The organism is Vibrio sp. S9_S30 (genome assembly GCF_014694455.1).
Taxonomy (GTDB): domain Bacteria; phylum Pseudomonadota; class Gammaproteobacteria; order Enterobacterales; family Vibrionaceae; genus Vibrio.
The window spans coordinates 90054-113063 of sequence record NZ_JAAUWT010000008.1; the positions used below are offsets into that span (position 1 = coordinate 90054).

At 42.7% G+C, this 23010-nt stretch carries 25 protein-coding genes; 14 read left to right on the forward strand and 11 right to left on the reverse strand.

Annotated elements, in window-relative coordinates; genetic code table 11:
* Nucleotides 1–172: 172 nt before the first annotated feature.
* Together HC752_RS11400 and HC752_RS11405 are read right to left on the reverse strand one after the other, a co-directional pair.
* Entirely contained in the window at nucleotides 173–862 is a 690-nt protein-coding gene (locus HC752_RS11400; protein ID WP_190335245.1) for an HAD-IA family hydrolase, read from the reverse strand.
* Nucleotides 863–1152: 290 nt separating this feature from the next.
* Nucleotides 1153–1815, reverse strand: a complete 663-nt coding sequence (locus HC752_RS11405) for a flavodoxin (RefSeq protein WP_190335246.1) — start codon at nucleotides 1813–1815, stop codon at nucleotides 1153–1155.
* A 131-nt stretch (nucleotides 1816–1946) separates the two neighbouring features.
* Here HC752_RS11405 and HC752_RS11410 point away from each other — a divergent pair, with 131 nt between their 5' ends.
* The 8 genes from HC752_RS11410 (at nucleotide 1947) to HC752_RS11445 (ending at nucleotide 10000) form a co-directional block, all read left to right on the forward strand.
* A complete protein-coding gene (locus tag HC752_RS11410) occupies nucleotides 1947–2423 on the forward strand; it encodes a CreA family protein (RefSeq protein WP_190335247.1) in 477 nt (158 codons plus the stop codon).
* Between the two features lie 119 nt (nucleotides 2424–2542).
* Nucleotides 2543–3847, forward strand: coding sequence for an inosine/guanosine kinase (locus HC752_RS11415; protein ID WP_190335248.1), 1305 nt, complete (start codon nucleotides 2543–2545; stop codon nucleotides 3845–3847).
* A 311-nt stretch (nucleotides 3848–4158) separates the two neighbouring features.
* On the forward strand, nucleotides 4159–4554 hold the full coding sequence (locus HC752_RS11420; protein ID WP_190335249.1) for a hypothetical protein: 396 nt from the start codon (nucleotides 4159–4161) through the stop codon (nucleotides 4552–4554).
* A gap of 5 nt (nucleotides 4555–4559) precedes the next feature.
* Nucleotides 4560–6278 (forward strand): sensor histidine kinase, encoded by a 1719-nt coding sequence (locus HC752_RS11425; RefSeq protein ID WP_190335250.1) that lies wholly within the window; start codon nucleotides 4560–4562, stop codon nucleotides 6276–6278.
* A gap of 241 nt (nucleotides 6279–6519) precedes the next feature.
* Nucleotides 6520–7818 carry an HD domain-containing phosphohydrolase gene (locus tag HC752_RS11430; protein ID WP_190335251.1) on the forward strand — a complete coding sequence of 433 codons (1299 nt, stop codon included), beginning with the start codon at nucleotides 6520–6522 and terminating at the stop codon, nucleotides 7816–7818.
* A 14-nt stretch (nucleotides 7819–7832) separates the two neighbouring features.
* Nucleotides 7833–8792, forward strand: a complete 960-nt coding sequence (locus tag HC752_RS11435; protein WP_190335252.1) for a sensor histidine kinase — start codon at nucleotides 7833–7835, stop codon at nucleotides 8790–8792.
* 123 nt (nucleotides 8793–8915) lie between these two features.
* Nucleotides 8916–9455, forward strand: a complete 540-nt coding sequence (locus tag HC752_RS11440) for a YaeQ family protein (protein WP_190335253.1) — start codon at nucleotides 8916–8918, stop codon at nucleotides 9453–9455.
* The gene (locus HC752_RS11445; RefSeq protein ID WP_190335254.1) at nucleotides 9455–10000 is read left to right on the forward strand and encodes a hypothetical protein; all 546 of its coding nucleotides are present in this window, start codon (nucleotides 9455–9457) and stop codon (nucleotides 9998–10000) included. The genes HC752_RS11440 and HC752_RS11445 overlap by 1 nt, the downstream gene beginning before the upstream one ends.
* A gap of 191 nt (nucleotides 10001–10191) precedes the next feature.
* On the opposite strand, the gene HC752_RS11450 is transcribed toward HC752_RS11445, so the two are convergent.
* The 7 genes from HC752_RS11450 to HC752_RS11480 form a co-directional block, all read right to left on the reverse strand.
* Nucleotides 10192–10752 carry a sugar O-acetyltransferase gene (locus HC752_RS11450; protein ID WP_190335255.1) on the reverse strand — a complete coding sequence of 187 codons (561 nt, stop codon included), beginning with the start codon at nucleotides 10750–10752 and terminating at the stop codon, nucleotides 10192–10194.
* A 148-nt stretch (nucleotides 10753–10900) separates the two neighbouring features.
* On the reverse strand, nucleotides 10901–11815 hold the full coding sequence (locus HC752_RS11455) for a siderophore ABC transporter substrate-binding protein (RefSeq protein WP_190335256.1): 915 nt from the start codon (nucleotides 11813–11815) through the stop codon (nucleotides 10901–10903).
* Between the two features lie 226 nt (nucleotides 11816–12041).
* Entirely contained in the window at nucleotides 12042–12791 is a 750-nt protein-coding gene (locus HC752_RS11460) for a response regulator transcription factor (RefSeq protein WP_190335257.1), read from the reverse strand.
* An 87-nt stretch (nucleotides 12792–12878) separates the two neighbouring features.
* A complete protein-coding gene (locus tag HC752_RS11465) occupies nucleotides 12879–13640 on the reverse strand; it encodes a siderophore-interacting protein (RefSeq protein ID WP_190335258.1) in 762 nt (253 codons plus the stop codon).
* Between the two features lie 43 nt (nucleotides 13641–13683).
* The gene (locus HC752_RS11470; protein ID WP_190335259.1) at nucleotides 13684–14442 is read right to left on the reverse strand and encodes an iron ABC transporter ATP-binding protein; all 759 of its coding nucleotides are present in this window, start codon (nucleotides 14440–14442) and stop codon (nucleotides 13684–13686) included.
* Between the two features lie 115 nt (nucleotides 14443–14557).
* Nucleotides 14558–15505, reverse strand: coding sequence for an iron chelate uptake ABC transporter family permease subunit (locus HC752_RS11475; RefSeq protein ID WP_190335260.1), 948 nt, complete (start codon nucleotides 15503–15505; stop codon nucleotides 14558–14560).
* A complete protein-coding gene (locus HC752_RS11480; protein WP_190335261.1) occupies nucleotides 15498–16433 on the reverse strand; it encodes an iron chelate uptake ABC transporter family permease subunit in 936 nt (311 codons plus the stop codon). The genes HC752_RS11475 and HC752_RS11480 overlap by 8 nt, the downstream gene beginning before the upstream one ends.
* 284 nt (nucleotides 16434–16717) lie before the next feature.
* Between HC752_RS11480 and HC752_RS11485 the strand changes: the two genes are divergently transcribed.
* The gene (locus HC752_RS11485) at nucleotides 16718–17077 is read left to right on the forward strand and encodes a glutaredoxin domain-containing protein (RefSeq protein WP_190335262.1); all 360 of its coding nucleotides are present in this window, start codon (nucleotides 16718–16720) and stop codon (nucleotides 17075–17077) included.
* A 168-nt stretch (nucleotides 17078–17245) separates the two neighbouring features.
* Here the strand turns inward: HC752_RS11485 and HC752_RS11490 are convergent, their stop codons facing one another.
* Both HC752_RS11490 and yjjG read right to left on the reverse strand, forming a co-directional pair.
* Nucleotides 17246–17458, reverse strand: coding sequence for a hypothetical protein (locus tag HC752_RS11490; protein WP_190335263.1), 213 nt, complete (start codon nucleotides 17456–17458; stop codon nucleotides 17246–17248).
* Between the two features lie 124 nt (nucleotides 17459–17582).
* Nucleotides 17583–18257, reverse strand: a complete 675-nt coding sequence (yjjG, locus tag HC752_RS11495) for a pyrimidine 5'-nucleotidase (RefSeq protein WP_190335264.1) — start codon at nucleotides 18255–18257, stop codon at nucleotides 17583–17585.
* A 199-nt stretch (nucleotides 18258–18456) separates the two neighbouring features.
* Between yjjG and HC752_RS11500 the strand changes: the two genes are divergently transcribed.
* The 5 genes from HC752_RS11500 (at nucleotide 18457) to HC752_RS11520 (ending at nucleotide 22772) form a co-directional block, all read left to right on the forward strand.
* Nucleotides 18457–18852, forward strand: coding sequence for a glyoxalase superfamily protein (locus HC752_RS11500; protein ID WP_190335265.1), 396 nt, complete (start codon nucleotides 18457–18459; stop codon nucleotides 18850–18852).
* A 567-nt stretch (nucleotides 18853–19419) separates the two neighbouring features.
* On the forward strand, nucleotides 19420–20136 hold the full coding sequence (locus tag HC752_RS11505; RefSeq protein ID WP_190335266.1) for a FadR/GntR family transcriptional regulator: 717 nt from the start codon (nucleotides 19420–19422) through the stop codon (nucleotides 20134–20136).
* 92 nt (nucleotides 20137–20228) lie between these two features.
* On the forward strand, nucleotides 20229–21128 hold the full coding sequence (locus HC752_RS11510) for a 2-dehydro-3-deoxygalactonokinase (RefSeq protein ID WP_190335267.1): 900 nt from the start codon (nucleotides 20229–20231) through the stop codon (nucleotides 21126–21128).
* Complete coding sequence (locus HC752_RS11515) at nucleotides 21118–21843, forward strand: 2-dehydro-3-deoxy-6-phosphogalactonate aldolase (protein ID WP_190335268.1); 726 nt, start codon at nucleotides 21118–21120, stop codon at nucleotides 21841–21843. Before HC752_RS11510 ends, HC752_RS11515 begins: the two co-directional genes overlap by 11 nt.
* Nucleotides 21840–22772, forward strand: coding sequence for a dihydrodipicolinate synthase family protein (locus tag HC752_RS11520; RefSeq protein WP_190335269.1), 933 nt, complete (start codon nucleotides 21840–21842; stop codon nucleotides 22770–22772). The genes HC752_RS11515 and HC752_RS11520 overlap by 4 nt, the downstream gene beginning before the upstream one ends.
* Nucleotides 22773–23010: the final 238 nt, after the last annotated feature.

The following is a 23010-nucleotide window of genomic DNA, read 5'->3' on the forward strand; positions in this document are numbered from 1 at the left end:
AAGAAAAAAACCAAGAAACCGTGCATTGAGAAAAGATGAAATTATCCATTAAACCCGTTTAAAAAGGCATCGAATGATGTCTTTTTTTATTCCGTCACTCGGAACCTATTCACCTTCCTCATGCTCATGCTGAATTTTGCTCGCGCTCTATCGCGCTTTATGTGTTTACCACTTAAAGTGCTGAAAAATTTAAGCTAAATTGCGGATCTTTTTCTTCCAGTGCTTTTAGCAGCTCTTCGATGTTCGAAATGGTGCGCACCAACTCATGGTCGACTTGATATTCTGGCTGACTCGAACGGTAATAATACGTCAGCATCCTTGCTTTTATCCCCGCTTCCACACCTTTTAATGTGTCATCCACATAAATACATTCTTTTGGCGAAACCCCCATATTGAGAGCCGCATAAAGGAGTAGATCGGGTTCAGGTTTCCAGCTATTGGCATCAAATGCACTGTAAATGGCGTTGTGAAAGAACCCATCCAGATTGGTGAGTTTAAGAGCATGTGCAATTCTGTCACTTTCACTATTAGACGCTATGCAAACATTAATACCCATCTGTTTTAACTGCTTTAGTAGGTAGCTTGCCCCTTTTACAGGCTTGAGATTGGCTTCATACAAGGACTGCTTTCTGTCTCGATATAGAGGCTCAAGCAAGTCGAGAGAGAGATTGCAATTTAGGCGATGGCAAGTTTCAGACAAAATATCGGCAGGTTTCCCTCCCTGAAAGTGTTTCAGGCTATCTTCGAGTGATATTGATTTATTAAAATGGGCGAATACATCAACAATCGCCTGACAGCATAAAGTTTCGCTATCAACCAAGGTGCCTTCACAATCAAAAATAACGCAACGTATTTTATTCATATTCCACCCAACTCCTCTAAGAGAAATTTCAGTGTTGTATAGACATTCTTTTTTGAAAAGATCAATTGACAAAAACTGCTATTGGCAACATGAGTTTCTATCTAAAATGGCATCTCGATCACGATGCTTGTGATTATGTATCTCGCGTTCTTGTCTAAATGTGATTATAAACTAGGTCGCTACCCTAAAGAAATTCGCGGCTTACGTACGGTATCGTTACGCATAAAATATTTTTATATCAAAAGCTTAATAATTAACTCGCCATATACCTAGTGTTATCCAACGCCTACCTACGAAGTGCTCAACATAAATTCATGATGTTCAACTATGTATTTATCAACATCAAAATTATCACCCATAAAATTAACGACTTGCTGAACAAAATTAAGATAATTGTGTTTTTCATTGCTCAACAAATATATGTCGGAGATCAATATCTTCTTATCCAGAATAGTTCCTAAAGCACACCCAATCGGCTCACCATTTTTAAATCCTATAATAATGGGAAAGTCTGGTTCTAATATTATTTGAGTGAGAAATTCAATGATAAGAGATTGTGATTCTTTCTCTTCCCAATGATTTGAATATAACGTTGCAAAACAGATAGTCAGGCGATGAAAATCGACAATAAATATCTCATCCGCAATATCGTCGATAAATGAACGATTCACTGATTCAGTGGTATAAGCTTTGTTCGATTGAAAGGCTTTGTAAAGCTTACGCCCTGCCAAGCTCTCTTTTGTTGGGTACTTTACATCCACCTGCGAGCATAGCCATTGATTTTTCCTTTCTACTAGCTCTTGATGTACTTCGAGCTCTTGATGTTCTTTGTTTTGATTACTCAAATGCTTGTGCCTTTTTCCCAAAATGCGCAAATGCACGAGTTGCAAATGCTGTTGAATGCTGAACCACATGCAAGCAGCATACAGACCGCCACCAGCAACCACAATCATTTATGTACCTATATGCCTGTAGCAGGTTTAAAAAACAATACTGTTAACTTTAGAGGTATTTAATACTCGCAGGACGCCGTGTAATGTTGTAGGTTGGTGCGTAACTTCTACTTAATTATTTAGGCCCTAATATGTTGAAAAAACTTGCGATAGTTCCCCTACTCGCTTTTGGCTTAACCGCGTGCGATAGTAGCGACGAAGTCGGTGACGTCTCATTGGGAATGTTCACTTTGAAAGACATCAAACTGAATACTTGGGTTGATCCTGTTGTTACGGGGGTAACCTGCCATGTGGCAAGTATAGAAGCCAATTTGAGCCTATCCGATCCAAGCGACAGTTCGATTTCCTGCCGTCAAACCGGTGACATTACGCCAGAAATGATCGCTCAGATCGATAAATCAAAATCGGGCGAAGTGGTCTTTAAAAAGTCAAAAAGCGTCTTTTTCAAGAGCATGAAAATTCGACGTATTTTTGATTCAAATACTCAAACTTTGATGTACCTTTCCTATTCAACAAAGGAAACAACGGGCAGCTTCAAGCACAGCTTATCGACCGTTCCTCTTTGGGGAACAAAAGCATTTATTGAGAAAGCCGATATTCAGCAATAAAAACAATTGCATAAATAAGTCACCCCAAGGGCAGATTCTTCCATCTTAACTTAGGGTGACTTGAGTTTTAAATTTGTGTAGAATCCGCGCTTCGTTTTTCCAATATCGCTTGTATCAGCATGAAATTTCCCGGTCAGCGTAAGTCCAAACATTATTTCCCTACCCATTCACGTGATCCACTTGTTAATCAGATTCGTCAGACTCCCAAATTAAGCCGCCCTACCATTATCGGCGTGGGTCAAACCATTGTGGATATCGAAGCGAGAGTGGATGATGACTTTCTTCAACGCTATGACTTGAGTAAAGGCCACTCTCTGGTACTCGAAGAAGAAAAAGCGGATGCCTTATACCGCGAACTCACCGAAAACAACCTGATTACTCATGAGTACCCTGGCGATACCATTGGTAACACACTTCATAATTACTCGGTGTTGGCGGACAGCAAATCTGTTTTGTTAGGCGTCATGAGCAAAAACATCGAAGTCGGTTCTTATGCATATCGCTATTTGTGCAACACTTCTTCTCGCATGGATTTGAACTACCTTCAAACGGTCGATGGTCCGATTGGTCGCTGTTACACATTAATCTCTGATGATGGGGAGCGTACTTTCGCTTTGAACGTCGGGCAAATGAACCAGTTATTGCCAGAAAGCATTCCTGAAAAAGTCTTTAAGAAATCCGCCGCGCTGGTGGTCTCTTCTTATCTGATGCGCGGAGAACCAACGGATCCCATGCCGCAAGCGGTTCAGCGAGCTGTTGAACTTGCGAAAAAGCACAATGTACCCGTTGTGTTAACCTTAGGGACGAAATACGTTATCGAAGGCAATCAGCGTTGGTGGCAAGAATACCTAAAAGAGAACGTCACCGTTGTGGCCATGAATGAAGACGAAGGCGAAGCGCTGACGGGGGAAAAAGATCCTCTATTAGCAGCCGATAAGGCGCTTGAGTGGGTAGACCTCGTTTTGTGTACTGCCGGTCCGGTTGGCTTATACATGGCGGGTTATACGGAAGATGAGAGTAAGCGCGAAACCTCTTTCCCACTGTTACCGGGTAACATTGCGGAGTTCAACAAATACGAATTTAGCCGTGCCATTAAAAAGCAAGAGTGTCGTCATCCTTTAAAAGTGTACTCTCACATTGCACCTTATCTCGGTGGTCCTCTTGAAATCAAGAACACCAATGGCGCGGGTGATGCCGCACTGTCTTCTTTGTTGCACGATATGGCTGCAAATCAGTACCACAAATCCAATGTGCCCAATTCAAGTAAGCATGAACAAAATTTCTTAAGTTACTCTTCTCTCTCTCAAATTTGCAAATACGCCAACCGAGTGAGTTATGAGGTGCTTACCCAACACTCCCCTCGTTTAAACCGCGCTCTGCCAGAACGAGAAGACAGTTTGGAAGAAACTTACTGGGACAGATAGAACCCTATCGCATTCAAATACCAAAAAATGGGGCGAATCGCCCTGTTTTTTTGATGACCCATCGCGCACCCAGTATCAAGAACGCTCGCGATCTATCAAAGATGCGTATCACATTTATTTTTACACTTTAGTTGTATATCACTCGACTCCAGCAAAAACGCCGCATGGCATAACTCACCGCACCTCGTTCTATATTAACAAGCTCATCTATAGCGTATTTTTTAGCCAACTCAGCGTTTCAAGCTTCCAATATTTCGGTTATGTCCTATTCTTTAATTATTAGTGGGTTAGGAATATCAATTGGAGAGATAATGAAGAAAACTCTTTGGCGATTACTTTTGGTCCTGTTGAACTTTCCAATTTACGGTCATTCATCTAAAGGCTCATTGGGAGTGCGACCACAAGCAAAAATGAATCAAGATGGCTTCGTATCTACACCAAAGTGCGTTTGGTCTCTCGATTCCGCTTACCTTGCGGTGGCTAAAGGCATTCTCTCTGCTGGGGGGCGTCTCTACCGCGCATTAACCAACACATCTCCAGAGGCTTGGGAACCACTCAACACCCTTTGGGGCACCCCAAGATACACACCTCCCCCCCCCTTCGCCACATCGACTAATTTTAAAAGGATTGTACAAGCAGAAGAGAGAGATTGGGACGACGTTAACGCGATAGATACCTCACGATTGACGTATCTACTGGAGCAATAACGATCATGTCTCTTCGTCTTAAGACCATTTTCGGTATCGCGTTAATTGAAGCGGTGCTCCTTGCACTGCTCATAACCTTGACCCTTAACTATCTTAAGGCAACGAACAATGACCATTTTGCACAGCGAGCTGAGACAATAGCCAGCATGTTTACAAATACGGTTAAAGACGCGGTGCTAAGCCAAGACTTAGCCTCGCTTGACGCTTTTACGCAGGAGTTGATGACGAATACCGATTTACTTTACGTAAGAGTACTCGGCAAAGACGGTAAAGCGCTTGCCGCATCAGGTGAAGAGAAACGATCAGAAGGCGATTCAAAGCCTGAGATGAAAGCCGAACGGATTACCGATGGTATTTTTGATGCCACTCAACCGATAAAAGTAGCCGATATTGTTTATGGCGAAGTCCAAATCGGTTTGGATATGTCCTCACTCAACAAAAAGAGTGAAGAGGCGAAAAAATGGAGCGTCTTCATCATGATAGGTGGAATGGCACTTGTTGCACTTTTCTCCTACGTATTAGGGGCATTTTTAACGAAACGATTCACTTCCTTACAGGGAGCAGCCGAGAGATTAGCGCTCGGTGAACGAGATATTAGGGTGAACGATACAGGCAACGACGAGATTTCGCACCTAGCTCAAGCTTTCAATACCATAGCGAGCACATTGGTTAAAACGGAACAAACCAGCCAAGGCTATCAGCAACAACTTGACGCACTTAACGACGCCTTAGAAGCAACCGTTGAGAACCGAGTCGCTGAATTAAAAGCAAACAACGAATATCTGGTTGAAACCAATCGACAATTAAAAGAGATGCAAGGAAAGCTCATACACAACGAGAAAATGGCGTCTATCGGTACGATGGCATCGGGGTTTGCTCACGAAATTAACAATCCTATAGGTACGGTCGACAGCAATATCCAAACCGCCATAGAGTATTTAGATTGCTATAAAAACCTCGCGGCTCTCCAATTCAGTATCATTAATGAAAAAGACGATGAACGACGCAACCAACTCACTACCGATCTAAGCACTTGGGTAGAAAAAAACGACATGAGTTTTATAGAGCATGACTTTAGTAATACACTACAAGATGCATTAGCAAATACACATCGAGTGCGAAATATCGTGCAAGGTTTAAAGAGTTACTCTGTTTATCAAAAAGATTCTCCTCAGTCAGAAAACAACATCGACGAAATCCTAAAGCAATGTGTGGAACAAATTAAGTATGAATACCCCAGTGAAACCGTCATACAAACCAATCTAGACAGTAATGCGTTGGTCTTTTGCAACCCAGCGGAACTCAAACAAGCCTTTAATGCCGTTCTTAAAAATGCACTTCAATCAATGCAAGGACGCTCAAAAGGCTGTGTAGAAGTGAGCACACAGAATGAAGACGATTTTGTAAGCATCACGATATCCGATGTCGGTGTTGGAATTGCATCGAATCAAATATCTCAGGTTTTTGACCCTTTTTATTCAACACGCAAAGTCGGCGATGGTACAGGATTAGGGCTAACACTAACACACAATATAGTGATGCAGCATAGCGGTACGATAGACGTTACTAGCCAGCTGCATCAAGGTTCCAAAATTAACATCCGGCTGCCGTCCGAAGCCTTAGCGCAGGCTCGTAAAGAGGCAACAGAGGCAGAGGCAGAGGCAGAGGCAGAGGCAGAGGCAGAGGCAGATAAAATGAGACCGAATATGAAAAATTTCCCTTAGCGACAAGATTCACCTTGAAAATAAGGTTATTTACAATCAGCGAGTGAATGAGAAATGACCATTGAAAATCTAACCCACTGAAATATAATAACTATTTGAAAGTAAAATTTAATTGGCATGCATGTTGAGTAAGTATATCTGAATTTGAATAAGTATATCTGGAGTTGAATAAGTATATATGGAGTTGAATAGGTATATCTGGAGTGGAATAGGTATATCTGTAATTGAAATTGGAGATGCCATGGAAGATATTAATGTACTTAACACAATTAGCAAACCCAAATTGGTCCTGCTCGATGATGAGGCGGATATACTGAAAGCGCTAACGCGTGTACTGAGACGCGACTTCGAAATTCACCCATTTACTGAGCCGAGCGACGCACTTTCTTATCTTGAAGCACAAGAGGTAGCCATCATCATTTCAGACATGAAAATGCCGGACATGGATGGCTCGACCTTTTTGGGATACGCAAAAGACATTCAGCCAGAGGCGATTCGCATCTTACTGACTGGCTACAGTGACGTAGAAGACACGGTACGAGCAATTAATAACGGTGGGGTAAGTTCGTACCTGAGCAAACCTTGGGACAACGATAATTTACGTTTCACATTGCAGCAATCTCTGAAGTTTTTCCAAGTGAAAGAAGAAAAAAATCGCTTGCAGAAAGAGTTGGAATCTAAAAACGAACTTCTAGAGCAGGTCAACGTTGCGTTGGAAGAAAAAGTAGCCCTGCGCACTGAAGCATTACGCGAATCCAACACAAAGTTAAAAAGCACATTGAAAAGTCGATCTGGGCTTTATAGAGACGTACTTTCACTGATCACTGGGCTGATTTCTCTTAGGACGGGATGCAATGCACAAGACATAGAAAGAGTCGCCTATCAATCAAAACAAGTCGCGATCCTATATGGGTTAGATGAAGCCAATGTAAAACAGACATACATGTGCGGCATTATGCACAAACTCGGAATAATCGGTACCGACAACGACGTTCGCTTAGGTCAGAACTATCAGCAAAGTCATATTGCTCCTTCAAATAATCCCGACCTTGGGGCTGAACTGATCTCTCAACTTCCTCAATTTCAAAGTATCGCCTCTTTGGTTAGACACCAAGACGAAAATTTTGATGGCACTGGCTATCCTGGGCATATCAAAGGAAAGGATATTCCGATTTCTTCACGTATTCTCCGAGTCGTAAAAGACTATGACTATATGGTTGCAGGAGAAAATAACAAGGTTCATAAATCTCCGTTCGCGGCTCAGAACTACCTCAAGTCAAACTCTGGGACGATATACGATAGAGAAATAGTAAAAACGTTTGTGCAAGTCCTCCAAGAACGACCACAAGACGGCGTGCATGAAATCGAATACTGCGTTGGTGTGAATGAACTGAATATTGGAGATGTTTTGAAACGAGACGTCATGCTTTCCAATGGCTCAGCAATGTTAACGAAAGGCAGTGAAATCAATGAAGTTATGCTAAGGCGTTTGATTGATTACGAACGCAACAACAACACAACACTGACGTACTTCATATGACGCGGAAAGTGCCTATGAAAAAAGACAACGCCCATGAACACTCTGACCTTGAGTCTTTCAAGCGCGCTTATTTGCAAGAAAAGAAGAGTCGAGAAGAGACGGAAGCGTTGCTTGAAGCGAAATCAAGGGAACTCTATCAGAGTCTAAAGTCGCTAGAAGAGACGCAGGACAAGGTAAGCAAGCTCCAACAGCAAATGGTGCACACGGAAAAAATGGCGGCAATCGGTCAGCTTGCGGCAGGTGTGACCCATGAAATCAATAACCCTGTGAGCTTTGCTTTGTCAAATATGAAACTGTTGAAAGAATACACTCGCGATTTGATCGCCCTTGACCAGTTAGCAATGCAAAGCAAAGATGACCCAAATGGCTTTAGTGCCTATATTGCGTATCGCGAGAACATCGACATTGATCACTTAACAGAAGACATAAGCGACTTACTGACTGAAACCACACAAGGGCTGGAACGTATTCGAGAAATCTCTCATAACTTTAAGAAAGCCTCGCATAAAGGTACAGGTCAACTCACACCTATCGATGTCAATGACTGCGTTGAAACCGCCTTGAAAGTCGTGAACGGTGAAATAAAACATTCACTGACGCTTAAGAAGCATCTCGATTACATTCCCAAAGTGATGGGCTCCTCGACTCAACTACAGCAAGTCTTCATTAATTTGTTTATCAATGCCAAACATGCGACGCCAGATAAAGGGGAGCTGACCGTTATAACAGAGCCCATTGATATGGGTGACAAAGATTGGGTAAAAATCACCGTCAGAGACACAGGCAAAGGCATTGAACACGAGGACTTAGTCCATATTTTTGAACCTTTTTTTACAACAAAAGAGATGGGAAAAGGGACTGGTCTTGGACTTTCCATAAGTTATGAGATCATAAAAAGTCATAGGGGATCTATCGAAGTTGCCAGTGAGCCGAACGTAGGGACTACTTTTACCATTCTTTTACCGGGTCTGTAGTGGGGCTCACTCTCGCTTTCTAGCCATATCTTACTGAAATCTGAATTAAATTTAGATCATCACTGCCTCTTTAGGCTACTTGGGTATACAATACCTTCATACCTTATTTTAAAGACAAAAATTGTGGCTCTTAAACCTACCATTTACAAATTTCGTATTACGCTAACGGATATGAACAGAGATTATTATGACTCTCTGAACCTAACCATTGCTCAACACCCTTCTGAAAATGAACAGCGCATGATGGCTCGAGTCGTGGCGTTTTGTTTGAATGCTCAGGAAGGGCTTGAATTTACCAAAGGCCTTTCAAATATAGAAGAACCAGACATTTGGAAGAAGAGCTTAGATGATCAAATCGAACTCTGGGTAGATGTCGGTGAACCCGATGTGGAACGAATTAAAAAATCCACCCGCTTGGCAAAAAAAGTGCACGTCTACAGCTTTAACACCAAGTCGACTGTTTGGTGGAATCAAAATCAAGGCAAGATAGGCATGTTGAATGCGTCCGTCACCCGATTTGATTGGGAAGGCATTGAACAACTCGCCTCGTTGGTCACTCGCACCATGGATTTGTCGGTGATGCTGACCGGTAATTCTGTGTTTGTTACCGCCGATAATGGTGATTGTGAGATCGTTTGGGAAACGCTAAAAGACGCATCCTAATGACCAACCTCACTGAAATTTTAGTTTCTGCTGGCATGAATGAGTTAGCCCCTCCGGGTGAAGACCAAATCAGAAACGTTAATATCATCAAAACATGTGACGCAATATTCGAGCAAGCTTGCCAAAAGAACCCAGAAAAAAGCCCTTTTGATATGGCTTTAGGGACGCTCACCAAAGCCCAAATGGAGCTTATGGTCCATGTTGAAGCGCAAGCCCATACACTAAAAAGTATGGGCGACATCATTCAACACACCTTAGGTGATGAGCACGCCGATAAATTCAGTGCTGAATTACCAAAAGATCTGCTCTGCTGTACACGATTGTGGCTATTACTCCAAGGCTATTTACAAATGGATTTTAGCCTAGCAAATGATCATGCCACTCACACCAGTGAAACACTTGCAAAGATTGATGGCTCCAGTGCAGAGAAAACACGTACCGAGTTGATGAAAGCCTTCTACATCGGTAAATCTCTCAATGCAGTGGCTGCGAAACATTCAATATTTTCGACAATGTCTTCTTGGTTATCGAACACCTTCCGCTAGTGGGAACTTATGCCTAGATAATCATTTATATTGGCCATGAAAACCCAAAAGGAACAGGCGCTCCCTTTGGGTTTCCGTAAACGGAACACATGGTTTATTTATATTCAAGAAGTTGATTCAAGCAAGAATGAACGGGCTTTCATAAAGCATCAACGCTTACTGCTCAATGCTCAACACTTACTGCTCAATATTTACTGCTCAATGCTTCGGAGAATACGGCAAGGGTTACCGGCAGCAACAACGTTGTCAGGAATATCTTTCGTTACCACGCTCCCAGCTCCAATAACCGAGTTATTGCCAATCGTAACGCCAGGGCAAATGATGCTGCCACCCCCTACCCATACATTATCGCCGATGCGTATGGGTTTCGCGTATTCTAGCCCCTCGGTAATGCGTGTTTTAACGTCCAATGGATGGGTCGCAGTATACACTTGCACATTAGGGGCAAACATAACGTTGTCGCCAATGTCGACAGAATTGGCGTCCAAAATAGTACAGCCAAAGTTAGCGTAAAAATTTTCGCCTACCACAATGTTACTTCCATAATCACAGTAAAAAGGGGGTTCTAAATAAACCTCACCTTTCGCTTCAGGCAGTAGTGCTGCAATGGCATCTTGCCACTCTTTGCTATTTGGTAAGCTCTGATTTAACTTTTGCATCCAACGCCGACAAGCAACGCGCTCGCTGTGAATTTCATCATCCCAAGGCTGATATAAATCACCCGCAAGCATCTTTTCTTTTTCAGTGGACATTCAGGCACCTTCAATTTGAATTTTTTGTCATTCATATTAGCGGCTTCTGTCATACCAAAAGAAGGGGGAACTCAAAGGACAAAAAAAAAGATCACACTCTGCGATCTTTTTATACTTTTCTGTCTTTGCATTATTAGGATCTATTGACCTAATTATGTGCTTTCTTCATATCATCGATCATGATTTGAGTCGCTGTCACGCCACTCGCTGTAATGTACCAAACGGGCGCATTGACATAAGTGATTTTGTTATTTTTGAACGCATTGGTTTTCTTGATAAGTTCGTTATCAAGCTGCTTCTTGGCTTCACCTTTGGACGCCCCAATGGCTTCGTCACGATCTAATACGATAAGAACATCCGGATTCGCCTTGGCAATGAACTCATAGCTAATGTTATCACCGTGAGACTTAGCTTGAATGTTATCTACCGCTTGCTGGAAACCAAACAACGTATGAATGTAGCCATAACGAGAGTCGGTACCAAAAGCGGCAAGTTTGCCGCCACCCGTAATGATCGCCAAAGCTTTAGCGTCTGAATCCTTTGATAGTTTTTGAAGTTCTTCAATTTGGCTTTGCTTGTCAGCAATAAGCGCTTCGATCACGTCTTGCTTTTCAAATATCTCTCCCAGCATACGCCAAGCTTTCTTTGTTGAACCCCAGTAGTCTTGAGGTTCTGCCAAATATGGGATCGTAGGGGCAATTTTGGAAAGCTCTTCCATAGCACCAGAACTGCGGTTACTCACAATAATCAGGTCGGGCTTCATGCTGTAAATCGCTTCAAAATTAGGCTCAAACAATGATCCCGCAGCCTGATACTTGTCGTTTTTATACTTGCTTAAATAAGCGGGTAAGTGCGACTTCACAACCCCTACAGGTTCAATACCAATAGCATCCAGCACATCAAGGCTGTCTTGACCTAAAACCACCACATTTCGAGGCTTAGACTCTAACGTCGTTTTCCCCATTTGATGCTCTACCGTAATGGACTTTGCTGTGACTGCACTGGCAAACAATACGCTTAATCCGATAAGCGCACTTTTCAGCAAGGTTTGCGATGTTTTCATTATTTTTCCTTAATTTACTCTTTCTAGTTTTAGCTTAAAAAAGTTGGTTAGAGTGACCAACTCACGTTGAATCTGATCTCTTCGCCTGCACTTTCGAATACAACAAGCGATTTGATACGATGGCTTTCGGCTTCTTTTCGATAAGGGGATCGTCATACTGCAAGGCTAAAAAAGCTGGCCGCTCCTTTTTGAAGGAGGCGAAACCGTCGCTCAAGGCGCACTTGCTTCATACAAACAGGTAGCCTTTACCGTGAACGGTTTTTATCCGAGTTGAAGGCATGCCTTCTGCAACCAGTTTTTTTCGAATTCGACTCAAATGCATATCCAAGCTTCGATCATATTGGCAAAAATCACGTTCAAGTACGGCTCGGTATAAATAAGACTTAGATTGCACCTGGCCTTTATTTTGAGCTAACGTCCATAACAGCTTGAACTGAATAGGGGTCAGTTGAACATCGGCAGGCTCTTCTTTTGTTTGAACGGTTACGACCTGCGTGTACTTATTTAGGATAAGTTCTTCATGGGTAAGTTGAGACGAGCGTCTTATGGATTGACCACAAGACGGCGTGCGTCTCAGTATGGCTTCAATTCGCAAACAAATTTCAGTGAAGCTGCACGGCTTAGCGATGTAAGTATCGGCACCAAATTTCAGCCCGTGTGTTTCCGCACCGTAAGCCGTCAGTATAATGATGGGCGCGCTTGACTGTTCACGGACAACATTGAATAGCTCAAAACCATCTATATCCGGTAAATCCATATCCAATACAATCAAATCAAACGAGCCCTTCTTTATGCATTCGAGTGCTTCCGTTCCTAATTCAAAGCTTGTTACATTGTATTGTTGGGACGACAGTAAAGCCGAAAGTTGAGAATTAAGATCGGGGTCATTCTCGACCAATAACAGGTTAATGACTTTCTCATTGGTGCTGCTTTCCAATGCCGATGAAAGCCTAAAGTTCCTGACCGCGTCAAACATATTTCCATATCCAAACCGACAATAATGAGAATCATTATCATCCCATTATGAAGCAAAATCAATGTGAACGGTTTAATATTATTGCGTTTATTTTGCTTGTTGATCTGCGTCCTTTTTCTTGTCGATTTTATGCTGATCTTCTGTACGCCCGTGCTTCCAGTAACTGCTGATGTAGATTGCTTCTCTTTCTACTTCACGATCATTTCTAAAGTATTGTCTAAGCTGTCTCATTATTGTGAATTCGCTCGCACACCATACCCCTGGCTTGCCTTCTAGCCATTCTTGCTTTTCGACTACAGAAACCAGTGATTCATCTCCACTTTTGATCACCCATTGGATTTTCACACTTTCCGGTGCCTCAATCTTTTGAATATCTTCAGGCGTATTCGCTTCAAAAACTGCGTACCCTTTCATGCTGCGATCTAGGCTCTCAAGTATGGTCGATGCCGCGGGCAAGCCTGTCATGTCAGCCACGATGAAGCACCAATCTGCATTCGATTCTATCGTCTTAACACTGCCGGGACCTCGAACAGATAACCGCTCACCCACTTCAGATTGTTGTGCCCAATAAGACGCAAGTCCCGATTCAACACAATTGCCATGTGTTACAAAATCCACATCAATTTCATTGTTTTCTTTGTCTAGGCGGCGAATGGAATACGTTCTCAGTATTGGGTTGCCTAACGCACCCTTTTCAATGTGGCTTTGACCTTGTTCGGTTAACTCTAATTTGATGTATGCACCCGCAAAATCGTCAGAAAATGCCTGAACACACTCACCACTAAACGTAATTCTGAGCATGGATGGAGTGACAAACGATTTTGATTTAACACTTAACACTTGAGCCATTAATTTGTCCTTTGTATTGGGTATAGCTGAATTGGTAACAGAGTTATTGGTAATACATGCAAATACGCTGACCATTCACTTCATGTATGTGGAAATCCGTTTCATAAATCTTTGCTAAGACTTTAGGTTGAATGACCTCACTCACGGTTCCACAAGCAACAACCCTGCCCTTTTTTAGCGCCACGATGTTGTCTGAATAACAAGATGCAAAGTTGATATCGTGAATCACAATCACCACCGCTTTCTTTAAATCATGCGCTAGAATCCGTATGTTCTTCATGATCTGAAGTGAATGCTTGATGTCTAGGTTATTAAGCGGTTCATCCAAAAAAACGTAATCCGTATCTTGCGCGACCACCATTGCGATGAAAGCCAGTTGCCTCTGCCCACCACTCAGTTCATCAAGGTATTTGTCTTGTATTTCCGTAAGATCTAAGTAGTTAATGGCTTTATCGACAACGTCAATGTCATGTTTATCTAACGTTCCACCGCTGTGAGGAAAGCGACCAAACGACACAAGCTCGCGGATCGTAAACCTCATATTCAAGTTATTGGACTGCCTGAGCACTGCCAAACGCTTGGCCAGTTCCTTCGTATCCCAATCTGCGATTTCTTTTGTATCGATAAAGACTTGCCCTTCATCCCTTTGCAGCAAACGGCTCGCCATGGACAACAGTGTGCTTTTACCTGCACCATTGGGACCAATGATGGACGTCACCTCACCTTTTACAAAAGACGCACTGGCTTGGTCGACGACTTTATAGTGACCAAATGCTTTGGTCAGTTTTTCAATTTTAATCATGATGTAACCACTACACTTTCTGTCTTTTCAACGGCACTTTCTGTCTTTTCAACAGCATTTTCTGTCTTCTCAACGGCATTTTCTGTCTTCTCAACGGCATTTTCTGTCTCATCAACTACACTTTCCGCCGGATCAGCAGGGACAGAAAATACAGACCACCAACAAAATTCACGATAACACTCAGTGTTGTTTCAAATTCAAATGCACGTTCTATCACCCATTGCCCGCTCAGCAACATGCAAACGCCCATTAAAGCAGCACCCGTCATTAGTATTTTATGGCGATAGGTTTGAAAGCATTGCCTCGTCAGGTTAGCGACGAGCAAGCCAAAGAAAAGAATGGGGCCAACCAGTGCAGTGGAAACCGCTATTAAAATAGAAACCAGCACCAAGACTTGCTTCGTTACTTTGCTTACGTTCACACCTAGGCTCAACGCGTTATCTTTATCAAGCCAGAAAACGTCCAACTTATTATGTAAGAAATACAAACAGCCAATCACAATGGAAAGCGGAATTAAAACTATATAAACCAAATCACTGTTCACGTTATTAAAGCTCGCAAACATGGCACCTTGGAGGAAGGAAAATTCTGTCGGGTCCATTATCATCATAAAGAAGCCCGCTATATTGGAAAATAACTGCCCGAAAATCACACCGGTCAGTAGAAGCGTCATGATGTTAGCGTTTTCTCTCCGAAAGTAGAAACCAAAAAGTACTAACGAGAATCCCACCATAACAGCGACGGATATTGAGAAGTTAACAAAGGAACTTAGCAGCACCGAACCCACCCCACCTAAAACGGCTAAAATGCACACTTGGATAAGCACATAGAGCGAATCAAATCCCATGATGCTCGGGGTTAATATCCGATTATGTGTAATGGTTTGAAACACCAAAGAAGATTGCGCAATCGCAATGGAAGCGATAACAATCGCCATCACTTTAGGCACTCGGCGGGATAAAAAGTATTCATAGTTATCTGCGTTGAGCCCCAACCCAACAAACAGAAAAATAAACAACAAAGCGACGATTAAAAAACCCGTTAAGACGACTCTGTCACGCATTATGCTTCCCCTTCAAAATAAGGAACAAGAAAGCGAATCCACCAAGAATGCTGATGATCATTGAGATAGGAACTTCATAAGGGAAGATGATTAACCTGCCAGCCACATCGCAAATTAAGACAAGAATGGCGCCGCATAACGCTGTGTAAGGGATATTGCGACGAATGTTATCTCCCATATAAGCCGCCACAATGTTGGGGATGATCAGCCCTAAAAAAGGCAGTTCGCCAACAATCATCACAATGCTTGCGGAAGTCATAGAGACCAATATCACGCCAACAATGACGACCTGTTGATAATTGAGCCCTATATTTGTAGCGAAATCCTTCCCCATTCCCGCGGCAGAGAATCTCGCTGCATACGCGTAACTGAATACGGCGATAGGTACGGCGATGTAAAGTAATTCATAATTCCCCTGTAAAACGGTAGAAAAGTTCGCGATAGCCCACGTCGATAAACTTTGAACAAGGTTAAATTTATAAGCAATAAAGGTCGAAGCGGCCGACACCACATTACCGAAAATGATGCCAACTAAGGGGACATAAATGGCATTCTTAAACTGTATGGTGTGAATGAATCGTACGAAAAGCAACGTACCTAGGATGGAAGTGCCAAAGATAAGAAAGAGATTTTCACCGTGCCCGAAGATAAGAATGCTCATTAAATACCCGAGCATCGCGCATTCAATGGTGCCAGACGTCGATGGCGCCGCAAACCGGTTTTGACTGATCTGCTGCATGATCAAACCAGCAATACTCAAACCCGCGCCTGCCAACCAAATCGCAAGCAAACGCGGAATACGGCTTATGAGCAAAATTTCCCATGTGGCTTCATCGCCTACCAGTAACTTTTGCAAGCTTAAGTCAGCAACACCAACAAAAAGTGAACCAGCACTCAAAACAAGTAAAATAAAAACGAACTTAAACACCGCCGACAGAAACCTCAATAGTAATCATTCTTATTCAAAGGCGGTTTAAAATATACTATCCTCCGTTAAAATCCCAGTTCTCTCTGCAATATTTGTCTTTCTGCACACGCAATTGCGTTTTCTAAAAAGGTATACGCTCAAACGCCTTTAGATATACAGCGTTCCGACCGCGATCCTCAATATCACATAGTCTCTCAATTGGTTGGCAATGAGCAGGATTTAAGATAAGTTCTTGGTCGTTTCGACATAATTATCAGTGCAACATCTGCAGTAAGGAGCAAACAATGAAGTTGATACGTTGGTTTTTGGGTAAGGTCATCCTAGGGTTGAATTTTGTTTTCTCTCCAAGAGGAGTAAAACGCGATCAAAATGAACAGCAAATCATCGACCAAAAAACCAAACAACTGTCCCTTTATCAATTCGATGCTTGTCCATTCTGCGTGAAAGTGCGCCGTCAAATGAAAAGACAATCACTGAACACTGAATTGCGCGATGCAAAAAATAACGCAACCCATAGAGAAGAATTAGAAAATGGTGGAGGCAAAGTCAAAGTCCCTTGCCTTCGTATTGAAAAAGACGGCGAAACAACGTGGATGTATGAATCCGGTGATATCGTTTCTTACTTACAAAAAGAGTTCGCTTAACTCGATTTTGTTAGTCTGTACCGAGTCAGACTCAGTCTGAACAAAGAGTAAATAGACAAACAGATGAATAGATGAATAGGCAAACGTCGCCATTTTCTCTGCGGCACTCCTATACTGCGGCACTCCTATACTGAAGTGTTCTCATATGCTTGGGCAGATACGCAAGCTTTAACTTTGAATCTGCCCCGCCTCACTCATTGATTGCGTAGCCGAAGCCCCTGACTCCTCAGCTTCTTTGCTTTCATTGCTTTCCGTTTCCATTTCATGAACTTCATCGTTATCTGAATTGATGCGTCCCGATTCGAATAAAGCATTGTCACTATTGTAATATCGGACAACAAACGGCGTAAGCATGACAGACGAAGGAAAAAAACGCTTCATAACATCACTCTCTTTAGTAATCTAAGGTCATAGTAATTCGGCGCTTTTCTGGAAATCATGATACAAAACAAAGAAAGCTTACACAGACCAATAGTGGTTTAAAACCGTGAGGTGCAGTCCAAATTTAACCCAGTAACAGAGCTTGTAATTCTCTCCAGCACTTCACTTCATAGTGTGGTGTAATGCCTTCTGGCGCTGGCGTTCCATCAACATTTAACCAGCAGGTATCAATGCCAGCATTCAATCCCCCCAACACATCCGAGTGAGGGTTGTCACCCACCATTAAGATTTGTTTTTTTTCAGGATGCCCCATCCTTTCAAACGCAGCATCAAAAATAGCGACATCAGGCTTTGCCGTTCCAACTTCTTCAGAAATGATGACATGATCGAAGAAATGGCTTAGCCCCGTTCGTTCTAGGCGAATACTTTGCAGCTGAGTAAACCCATTCGTGATGATCCCAAGGCGAGCATGTTGGCTGATTTGTTCCAACGTTTCTGCAACGAAAGGCAGCGGTTGACAAATATCAGCCATTGCATCCAGAAATAACCGATTCAATTCAGATGGATGCACATTAAGCCTTTCTGCCCAAACGACAAAACGATCCTCCTGGAGTTGCTTCGCGGAGACTTCCCCATCCTGATACTTTACCCACAAAGGTTTATTCACCAACTGGTATTCTTCAAAATCTTCCTGACTGAATTCAACATTTAAGCGGGAAAACATGGTTTGTAAGCCTTTGAATGCATCAAAACTGAACAGCGTTTCATCAGCATCAAACAATACCCAACTGTATTTCATACTACGTTCCTTTTGCATTTTTGTGCGTTTGGTTTCTCGTCACCTACCTCAATAATGAGGCTTCATAATGAATGAAACGGATTTTATATGCTCATCACCTCAAAAACGATGTAATAAAATTGAAATGTAGTATTCCAATACCACCACCAAATCACAAAATCCTACAATAATAGCGACCAACAACGATCAGGAGCAATACATGACGAAAGCAATACACTCCATGATTCGTGTTTTCGATTTAGATAAATCGCTCGATTTCTACCACAAAGCCCTTGGCTTATCTGTCGCAGATCGCTTTGACTTTGATGGCTTTTCTCTTATCTATCTTAGAAATGAAGAAACCCGTTTCGAGCTTGAGCTGACTTACAATCATGATCAGAAAGAACCCTATACACACGGTTCGGGTTACGGTCATTTGGCAGTATCAGTAGACAACATCGATAAGCACTATCATACCGTCACTGAGTTTGGATTAGACCCAACACCAGTGAAAGAGTTTTTCCACAATAACGAGCGTTTGGCTAAGTTCTTTTTCTTGCAAGACCCAGATGGGTACAAGATTGAGTTCATCGAGCGGGACGGTCGATTCGAATAAAAAATGGCATTTCTGGTCACACAGAATGGCAAATAATAAAGAGCCTAACGTCGTAAATGTTAGGGTTCATCTCTCATCCTTGTCTTTGGCTGTTTAATTTTCAGACCCCCTCGGCACACGCCAACTCTTATCGGTGTCGAGGAAAATTAAGCTGCCTCTTTTCTTATTTATCACCACGCCTCTTATTTATCACCACGCCGCTTTTATTAACACAACGATCAAAACTGTCGCTATCATAACTATCAGTACTCTATCTATCAGTACTCTAGCTATCAACACCATAACCATCAGTATCCTAGCTATCAACAAGATAACCATCCGAAAAATAGACTGGGCATCAAGCCACTGCGCATTTTTCTTACCTTATTGAACAAGTGAACGATCTTCCCTCAGAAGAAATGAAACTCACTACTTAAACACGTTCACTCATTAATATCAGGCCGTTAAACGTATTCGCTCCCCTCAGTGGACTCGTTGCAATCACATCATTAATGAGATACCCCTCACTGTTTATGGTTACTTTTTAACCTAGCATGTATGACAAGAACTGAAATCATGCATTCATAAATGAAGAAATCCAAATCTACGCTAGCGATAGATCAAATTGTTTACGACGTGTTAAAGGAAAACATTCCGGCAGGCTCCTTCCTCAAAGGAGAAAACGAATTGGCGCAAGCAATGGGCGTCTCTCGAACATCAGTAAGAAGTGCATTGCAAACATTGGCGAGTAAAGGGCTAATCACGATAACCCCAAAAGTAGGAAGTGTGGCCAATACGCCAGACAAATGGAACTGGCTCGATCATGACGTGCTCTCTTGGGTTACGCAGTACAAGGACTCTGACACTTTTCTGCCCCATTTATTAGAGGTTCGTTTAATGGTAGAGCCCGACGCAGCAGCGCTTGCCGCATTAAACGCTACTGGCGATAACCTTGCTGCTATTGAAAAAAGCTACAACATGATGGCAGAAGGGCTAGAAAAAAGTGACAGAAAACAGATCCATAGTGGCGATATAGCGTTTCACAAGCAATTGTTAGTGGCAACTAAAAACCCATTTTTGATGTCACTCGGCGATGCGCTTACAACCACCATGGCGGTATCGTTTTCAAGAACGTTGGAACAAAACGTCACACTAAGCAAACCCGCACTCGAAGATCACTACAGAGTGATGAATGCCGTCCGAATGAGAAACCCAGAGCGCGCCCGAGAGCTAATGCGTGACATTGTTTTAGGTGCAATAAGCAAGACCGTTAAGGACATGGACGGTCGTTATTTAATACGCTAGTTCGCCAACCATCGTAAGAGGACAATACACTGTTTTGCGCTTAACACTCTTGTATTACAAGAGTGAAAATAAAGTAATACATGGAGTCATATATGAAGGGAAACTGGATTGCCGTCGATTGGGGAACAACCAACTTTAGAGCATTTTTGATGTCGGAATCCGGCGAATGCTTGGACTCCATTCGCGCGAAGAAAGGGCTTCTTTCCATTAAACCTAACCAGTTTTCAGCAGAATTCGACCACCTTATCGATCGCTGGATAACGGAATCGGATCCACTACCTGTACTCATGGCCGGAATGGTAGGCTCCCAGCAGGGTTGGTGTGAAGTGCCCTACGCCTCGGCTCCTGCATCCGTTAATGAGATTGTACGTGGTATCAAAACCGTGCCATTGCTGTCTGGTGCTATCGGAAAAATCATCCCTGGTATCCGTTGTCAGAACGCGTTTGGCTACCCTGATGTGATGCGTGGGGAGGAAGTTCAACTGATTGGATTAAGTGAATTACTGAGCCAAGATTTCAGTGCCATTCTCTACGGTACACACAGTAAACACGCCCACTGGAAGAACGGCAAACTCATCCAATTTTCCACCGTTATGACAGGGGAGCTGTATTCCATACTGGTCGAACACAGTTTGCTCGGTAAAGCTTTGCCAAAACAAACGAACAATAACGATGTGTTTTATAAAGGAATGGATATGGGAATCAGTAACCCATTAAATCACATACTATTTAGCGCCAGAACATTCCGTTTAACCAATAAAATAAAGCAAGAGCATGTTCATGCGTTTATTTCCGGCCTTTTAATTGGTCACGAATTGTCTTTAGTGAACAAAGACAACAAACTCTACCTGATTGGTTCCAATCATTTAAGCCAACCCTATTCCGATGCCCTAAGTCATTTAAATATAAAACACCAACGGATGGATGGCGACCAGTGCTTCTTAAAGGGGATGACTAAAATATACAAAAGTGGAAATAATCATGAATACTAAACAATTAAGAGATCACGAATGGTTTAAGGCTTTACCGCTTATCGCAATATTACGCGGAGTAGAACCTAACAACGTTATTGAAATCGCGCGTATTCTCATAAAGCATGACTTCCGGTTTATTGAAGTGCCACTGAATTCACCCAATGCGATTCAAAGCATAACGCAGCTCATGCAAACTTTTGAGGGTGAAGCGTTAATTGGTGCAGGAACCGTCACAAACGTAGAGCAATTGATGCCCGTTATCGAGACGGGCGCTAAATTAATTGTCACACCCAATATGAGCCCAGACGTTATTCGCACAGCTCGGGCACATGATTGCGTGGTCTTTTCAGGTATTCAAACCCCCACCGAAGCCTTTGCCGCCATTGAACATGGTACAACCGCCCTGAAATTTTTCCCGGCAGAGTTAATACAACCCCAAGGTGTGAAAGCCATCAAATCGGTGTTGCCTCCCGACATGATTTGCTGCCCTACAGGCGGTATTGAGGCCAATTCTAAGCAGATGCAATCCTACCGAGATGTTGGGGTTGATGGGTTTGGTTTAGGATCCGGTTTATATAAGAAAGGCATCAAGCCTTCGGATTTAGAGCGGCGCGCGAAAGCGTATCGAGACAGTTGGATGTCACTAGAGCCGCAGGATTCTAGCCTAAACGGGATTACCCGAGAAGCATCCACCAATGAATCGAGTAGCAGGCATGGGGCAATATTAAAATGATGCGTTCACAAGATATCTACGGCGTAAACCCAATCGTTGCGATGCCATTCGATGACAAGGGCCATGTCGATACAAAAAGCTTTAAAAAGTTAGTCTCTCATCTCATTGGTACAGGCTGCCAAGGGCTCACTTTATTTGGCATTGCCAGTGAATTTTACAAACTCAGCCAAAAAGAAAAAACGTCACTCTCACGTTGGTTTTGTGAAACCACCGCAAATTCAGGCGTCTTTAGCTGTATATCCGTTACCGAGCACGCAACCGAGTTGGCGGTACAACAAGCCATTGCGTACCAAGAGCAAGGCGCGGATTCACTCATGCTACTTCCGCCCTACTTTCTAAACCCTGGAGCTGAACACATTATTCACCATATCCAAAGTGTGTTGAGTGCCGTCGATATTCCCGTGCTCATTCAGTACGCTCCTACCGAAACGAGGGTCACCATAACACCACAGCAAATGAAAGCCATCACAGAAGGTCATTCTCACGCGGTATTCAAAATAGAGTGCAACCCACCTATAGAATACGCTCAGGCTTTACTGTCATTACTCCCCAGTGCCGTCATCATGAACGGCTACGCGGGCCTGTATATGTTGGATATGTTAAACATCGGAGGAAAAGGGGTGATGCCGGGCTGCTCATTTGCTGAAATCTACGTTGAAATCTATCGGCTACAACAGTCTGGTTATCAAAGTAAGGCATTGGCACTGCACAAGCAGTTATTCCAATACATCAATAAATGGATGACGCACTGTGAGTACATTATTGCGGTAGAAAAAGAAATACTAAAAAGGCGTGGGCTCATTGCAACGTCGTACTGCCGAAAACCGGACTACAAGCTGTCCGATGAAGACAGACAAGACATTGATGACTTCATTTCATCGTTCTCTCACCATTTGGAACGTGTTGACCTAGGCACATCTGAAAAATAAAAAAACGCCTTTGACAGTCAAGCTCTGCCAAAGGCGCCTCTCCTCCACCCAGAGGATAAAATCTACATCATCTATAGGAAGTAAGCTTTCTTAATGAGCTTAATTAAAATTTAGAACATCCTTATTTATACGCAAGTTTTATTTAAAAATTTTTATGCGTTTGCCCGAAATGTCAGATAAAAGCCCCGTTTCCATTGGCTATTTTTCCATTAACCCCATCAAATATAAGTAAAATAAG

Coding starts and splice junctions, on each gene's coding strand:
- HC752_RS11400 (WP_190335245.1), bottom strand. CDS start 862: ATGAATAAAATACGTTGCGTTATTTTTGATTGTGAAGGCACCTTGGTT.
- HC752_RS11405 (WP_190335246.1), bottom strand. CDS start 1,815: ATGATTGTGGTTGCTGGTGGCGGTCTGTATGCTGCTTGCATGTGGTTC.
- HC752_RS11410 (WP_190335247.1), top strand. CDS start 1,947: ATGTTGAAAAAACTTGCGATAGTTCCCCTACTCGCTTTTGGCTTAACC.
- HC752_RS11415 (WP_190335248.1), top strand. CDS start 2,543: ATGAAATTTCCCGGTCAGCGTAAGTCCAAACATTATTTCCCTACCCAT.
- HC752_RS11420 (WP_190335249.1), top strand. CDS start 4,159: ATGAAGAAAACTCTTTGGCGATTACTTTTGGTCCTGTTGAACTTTCCA.
- HC752_RS11425 (WP_190335250.1), top strand. CDS start 4,560: ATGTCTCTTCGTCTTAAGACCATTTTCGGTATCGCGTTAATTGAAGCG.
- HC752_RS11430 (WP_190335251.1), top strand. CDS start 6,520: ATGGAAGATATTAATGTACTTAACACAATTAGCAAACCCAAATTGGTC.
- HC752_RS11435 (WP_190335252.1), top strand. CDS start 7,833: ATGAAAAAAGACAACGCCCATGAACACTCTGACCTTGAGTCTTTCAAG.
- HC752_RS11445 (WP_190335254.1), top strand. CDS start 9,455: ATGACCAACCTCACTGAAATTTTAGTTTCTGCTGGCATGAATGAGTTA.
- HC752_RS11450 (WP_190335255.1), bottom strand. CDS start 10,752: ATGTCCACTGAAAAAGAAAAGATGCTTGCGGGTGATTTATATCAGCCT.
- HC752_RS11455 (WP_190335256.1), bottom strand. CDS start 11,815: ATGAAAACATCGCAAACCTTGCTGAAAAGTGCGCTTATCGGATTAAGC.
- HC752_RS11460 (WP_190335257.1), bottom strand. CDS start 12,791: ATGTTTGACGCGGTCAGGAACTTTAGGCTTTCATCGGCATTGGAAAGC.
- HC752_RS11465 (WP_190335258.1), bottom strand. CDS start 13,640: ATGGCTCAAGTGTTAAGTGTTAAATCAAAATCGTTTGTCACTCCATCC.
- HC752_RS11470 (WP_190335259.1), bottom strand. CDS start 14,442: ATGATTAAAATTGAAAAACTGACCAAAGCATTTGGTCACTATAAAGTC.
- HC752_RS11475 (WP_190335260.1), bottom strand. CDS start 15,505: ATGCGTGACAGAGTCGTCTTAACGGGTTTTTTAATCGTCGCTTTGTTG.
- HC752_RS11485 (WP_190335262.1), top strand. CDS start 16,718: ATGAAGTTGATACGTTGGTTTTTGGGTAAGGTCATCCTAGGGTTGAAT.
- HC752_RS11490 (WP_190335263.1), bottom strand. CDS start 17,458: ATGAAGCGTTTTTTTCCTTCGTCTGTCATGCTTACGCCGTTTGTTGTC.
- yjjG (WP_190335264.1), bottom strand. CDS start 18,257: ATGAAATACAGTTGGGTATTGTTTGATGCTGATGAAACGCTGTTCAGT.
- HC752_RS11500 (WP_190335265.1), top strand. CDS start 18,457: ATGACGAAAGCAATACACTCCATGATTCGTGTTTTCGATTTAGATAAA.
- HC752_RS11505 (WP_190335266.1), top strand. CDS start 19,420: ATGAAGAAATCCAAATCTACGCTAGCGATAGATCAAATTGTTTACGAC.
- HC752_RS11510 (WP_190335267.1), top strand. CDS start 20,229: ATGAAGGGAAACTGGATTGCCGTCGATTGGGGAACAACCAACTTTAGA.
- HC752_RS11515 (WP_190335268.1), top strand. CDS start 21,118: ATGAATACTAAACAATTAAGAGATCACGAATGGTTTAAGGCTTTACCG.
- HC752_RS11520 (WP_190335269.1), top strand. CDS start 21,840: ATGATGCGTTCACAAGATATCTACGGCGTAAACCCAATCGTTGCGATG.